This window comes from Geitlerinema sp. CS-897 (genome assembly GCF_028368005.1).
Classification (GTDB): domain Bacteria; phylum Cyanobacteriota; class Cyanobacteriia; order Cyanobacteriales; family Geitlerinemataceae; genus Baaleninema; species Baaleninema simplex.
The window spans coordinates 1-4,170 of sequence record NZ_JAQNCQ010000218.1; the positions used below are offsets into that span (position 1 = coordinate 1).

The 4,170-nt window shown below is 52.9% G+C and carries 2 protein-coding genes and 2 pseudogenes; 3 read left to right on the forward strand and 1 reads right to left on the reverse strand.

Annotation, left to right across the window (positions count from 1 at the left end; genetic code table 11):
- Positions 1-140: pseudogene (locus tag POG22_RS13710) on the reverse strand (IS200/IS605 family transposase); the annotation flags it as partial.
- A gap of 264 nt (positions 141-404) precedes the next feature.
- On the opposite strand from POG22_RS13710, the pseudogene POG22_RS13715 reads away from it, so the two are divergent.
- From POG22_RS13715 to POG22_RS13725, 3 genes and pseudogenes are all read left to right on the forward strand, one after another.
- Positions 405-578: pseudogene (locus POG22_RS13715) on the forward strand (transposase); the annotation flags it as partial.
- A gap of 79 nt (positions 579-657) precedes the next feature.
- Positions 658-3,396 (forward strand): cation-translocating P-type ATPase, encoded by a 2,739-nt coding sequence (locus POG22_RS13720; protein ID WP_498905858.1) that lies wholly within the window; start codon positions 658-660, stop codon positions 3,394-3,396.
- 97 nt (positions 3,397-3,493) lie between these two features.
- The coding region (locus POG22_RS13725) for a DUF3479 domain-containing protein (RefSeq protein WP_498905860.1) at positions 3,494-4,170 on the forward strand (677 nt) is incomplete at its 3' end.

A 4,170-nucleotide genomic window follows, 5' to 3' on the forward strand; every position in this document is an offset into this window, starting at 1 on the left:
ATAAATTTACTCAACTGAATTTGGGGATGGTAGCGAATCAACAAATGCACGTGGTCTGACTCCCCGTTAAACTCAATCAGGTTAACCTCCCATTTTCGACAAGTCTCGTTGAAAATTTCATGCAGGCGATCGTGAATTTCCGGCTCTTCGGAGTTTAGGGTGACAGAAAAACTAACTTCACGAGATTTCAAGGGTTTTGGCTCTCGAATTTTCAATTTTTTGTATCATGCTATACATTTATAACCACAAACTCCGAAGACCCCCTTATTTTTCGTTTAAGTACCGTTATTTCGGCTCTTCCGAACTTACCATGCAAGAAATCGCTGAAACCCTTACAGGACAAGAGTTTTTGCTAAACTGTATAAAAAGTCCACTCAAATCGCGAAATGCCTTTCCAGATATAGGCTACAAGCATTTACCCTACACACCAAGGTCGGAAGAGCCGTTATTTCTTGAGCCGAACAACCAATGGTGTGATGGAGGGCATTAATAATCGTCTTAAACTGATAAAGCGTCAAGCTTATGGCTTTATGAATTTTGAAAATATGCGCAAGCGCTTTCTATCTTGCTTTGTTTGATAACTTTCTCTTATAAGATCGTATCCCGAAGACCCCTTTTTATCTTGATTTTGTTACACAACTGATTTAGGGTTGCTATATGTCAAACGCTCAACCGCCGTCAAACAGCCAACAAGCTAGCTTAAAACCTATTGCCGACGTTTTGTCCGAACTCTCAGTTGAAGGCGATCGCGGACTGAACGCATCCGAAATCAGAAAACGTCAAAAACGCTATGGCTTAAACCGCCTCAAAGAAACCCGAGGCCGCAGCACCTGGAATATTTTTCTCGACCAGTTCAAAAGTCCAATTATCGCGCTGCTGAGCGTGGCGGCAGTGTTGTCGTTTTTATTCCAAGAATGGATCGAAGGCATTGCCATTATTATCGCCATTTTACTCAACGCCTCCATCGGCTTCTTTACCGAAATGCAAGCGGTAAAATCCATGGAATCTCTCAAACAACTGAGTAAAACCAAAGCCAAAGTACGTCGCGACGGAGATGCTTGCGAAATTGCCGCCGAACACCTCGTTCCCGGCGATATTATTCTGCTCGAAGGTGGCGACATCGTGTCGGCGGACTTGCGGGTTCTCGAAGCCTCCAAAATGCAAGTGGACGAATCGGCGTTAACGGGGGAATCCGTTCCCGTCAGCAAAACCGCCGAGGTGTTAGACGAAGAAACCAACATCGCCGATCGCAAAAATATCCTGTTTCGCGGAACCGCCCTCACCCGAGGATCGGGAGAAGGAGTGGTCGTCGCCACGGGAACGAACACCGAACTCGGGCGTATTTCCGAACTCACCGCCTCGGCCGAAGAAGAAATCACCCCCCTCGAAAAACGCCTCGACAAACTCGGCCGCAGCCTGATTTGGTTGACGTTAGCGATTTCGGCGTTGGTGGCGGTGGCGGGAATCATCGGCGGAAAAGACCTGTTGCTGACCATCGAAACCGCGATCGCCCTCGCCGTGGCCGCCGTTCCCGAAGGCTTACCCATCGTCGCGACAGTGGCGTTAGCCAGGGGAATGTGGCGCATGGCGAAACGCAACGCCTTAATTAACCGCCTCTCCGCCGTCGAAACCCTGGGGGCGACGAACATTATCTGCACCGACAAAACCGGAACCCTCACCGAAAACCGCATGACCGTCGCGCAATTGGTTCTCGAGTCGGGAACGGTCGAGATTACGGGAGAGGGACTGTCTACCGACGGGAGGTTTCGACGGGACGGCGAACCTTACGATCCCCAAGAAGACGAAACCCTACGCCGACTCTTAGAAGTGGGGGTTCTGTGTAACAACGCCGCCCTCGCAGAAAACCCCGATACCGACGAAAGTACCGCCGTCGGCGATCCGATGGAAATCGCCTTGCTGGTCGCCGGTGCCAAAGCAGACCTTCACCAAAAATCCCTCGTCGATCGATACCCAGAAATTCGAGAAGTGGCCTTCGACAGCGAAACGAAGATGATGGCCACGATTCACGAGAGCGACGACGGGTATTTCGTGGCGGTCAAAGGCGCCCCCGAATCCGTGCTGTCTGTCTGCACTCAGGTGGCGACCCCCGAGGGTATCGTGGCGTGGGAGGGCGATCGACGCCAAACCTGGAACGATCGCTGTACGGAGATGGCGAAAGACGGATTGCGCTTGCTGGCCTTCGCCTGTAAAACTGTCGGCGATGAAGAGGCGAACCCTTACGAAAATTTGACCTTATTAGGGGTGTGCGGGCTTCTCGACCCCCCGCGTCAGGATGCGAAAGTCGCCGTCGGACACTGTCACGATGCTGGAATTCGCGTCATTATGGTGACGGGCGACCAACCGATTACCGCCCGCAACGTGGGTCTTGCAGTGGGGTTGACGACGGAACGGGAAACCGAGGCCAAACTCGGGAAAGAACTGCAACCACTCGAACAGCTTTCGGATAAAGACCGCGATCGCCTGCGTCAGATTCCAATTTTCGCCCGCGTCAGTCCCGAACAAAAACTCAACCTCATCGCCCTGCATCAAAACAACAACGACGTGGTCGCGATGACAGGGGACGGGGTCAACGACGCCCCCGCGTTGAAAAAAGCCGACATCGGCGTGGCGATGGGGAAACGGGGAACACAGGTCGCCTGCGAAGCGGCGGATATGGTATTGCAAGACGACGCTTTCGCCACCATTATCGCGGCGATCGAACAGGGACGGGCGATTTTCGGCAACATTCGCAAGTTTACGATTTACCTGCTGTCGGGCAATACTGGGGAAATCGTGGCCGTGGCGATCGCCGCGTTGATTAACGCCCCGCTTCCGCTGTTACCGTTGCAAATTCTGTTTCTCAACGCCGTCAACGATGTGTTTCCCGCCTTGGCGTTGGGGGTCGGAGAGGGAAGTCCCCATTTAATGCAGCAACCGCCGCGAGACAGCCAGGAACCAATTTTAGCCAAACGCCACTGGCATTCGATCGCCAGTTACGGGGTTCTCATCGGCCTAACTGTGTTAGCCGTGTTTTGGCTGTGTTTGGGACCGTTGAACTGGCCGCAAGATTTGGCGGTTACGGTGTCGTTTTTGAGTTTGGCGTTCGGGCGGTTGTGGCACGTTTTTAATATGCGAGATCGCAACTCTCCCCTGTTCCGCAACGAAATCGTGCAGAATCCCTACGTGTGGGGTGCGTTACTCATCTGTACCGGACTGCTGCTGACCTCGGTATATCTCCCCAGTTTGGCGAACGTGCTGCAAGTCGTGCATCCTGGTGTCGAGGGTTGGGGGTTAATTTTGGCGGCGAGCGTGTTACCGCTCGTTATCGGACAAATCGCGATCGAACTTCAGAAAGCTGGATTTCAGCGATGGTTGAAACAGCGGATGGGGCGATGATGGGATGACTGGTGACTGGCGACTGTAAAAAGCCTCCTCATCTCCTTAGCTCCTCGTTACAATCAAAGTACCGAGAGCCGTTGGAGACGCTGGGGTTATGGCACGCATCGTCCTGATTGCTGGATTTGAATCGTTCAACGCGGACTTGTACCGTCAAGCGGCGGAATTGGCACGATCGCGATGTCCCGAACTCGAGATTCTCACTTTTAGCGATCGCGACCTCAGCCACCAACCGAACTGCGTCGCCGCCGCCTTAGACGGGGCCGATGTCTTCTTCGCCAGCCTCATTTTCGACTACGACAGCGTTCTTTGGCTGCGAGAACGAGTCCGAGACATCCCCGTTCGCCTCGTGTTCGAGTCGGCCCTAGAACTGATGAGTTTGACGCAACTCGGGGCGTTCAGTATCGGTGAAAAACCCAAAGGAATGCCCAAACCCGTTCAGTTTATCCTCAGTAAGTTTTCTAGCGGACGGGAAGAGGACAAACTCGCCGGATATCTCAGTTTCCTGAAAGTCGGGCCGAAACTCCTCAAATTCGTTCCCGTCAAGAAGGTGCAAGACCTCCGCAACTGGCTGATCGTTTATAGCTATTGGAACGCTGGGGGAACGGACAACGTCGCGGCCATGTTCTGGACGTTGGGGGAAAAATATCTCGGCTTGTCTGTCGGCGAAATTCCAGAACCCATCGAAACCCCCAATATGGGGCTGCTGCATCCCGATTACGACGGTTACTTCACGTCACCGAAAGCCTATTTACAGTGGTATCGGCGTCGAGG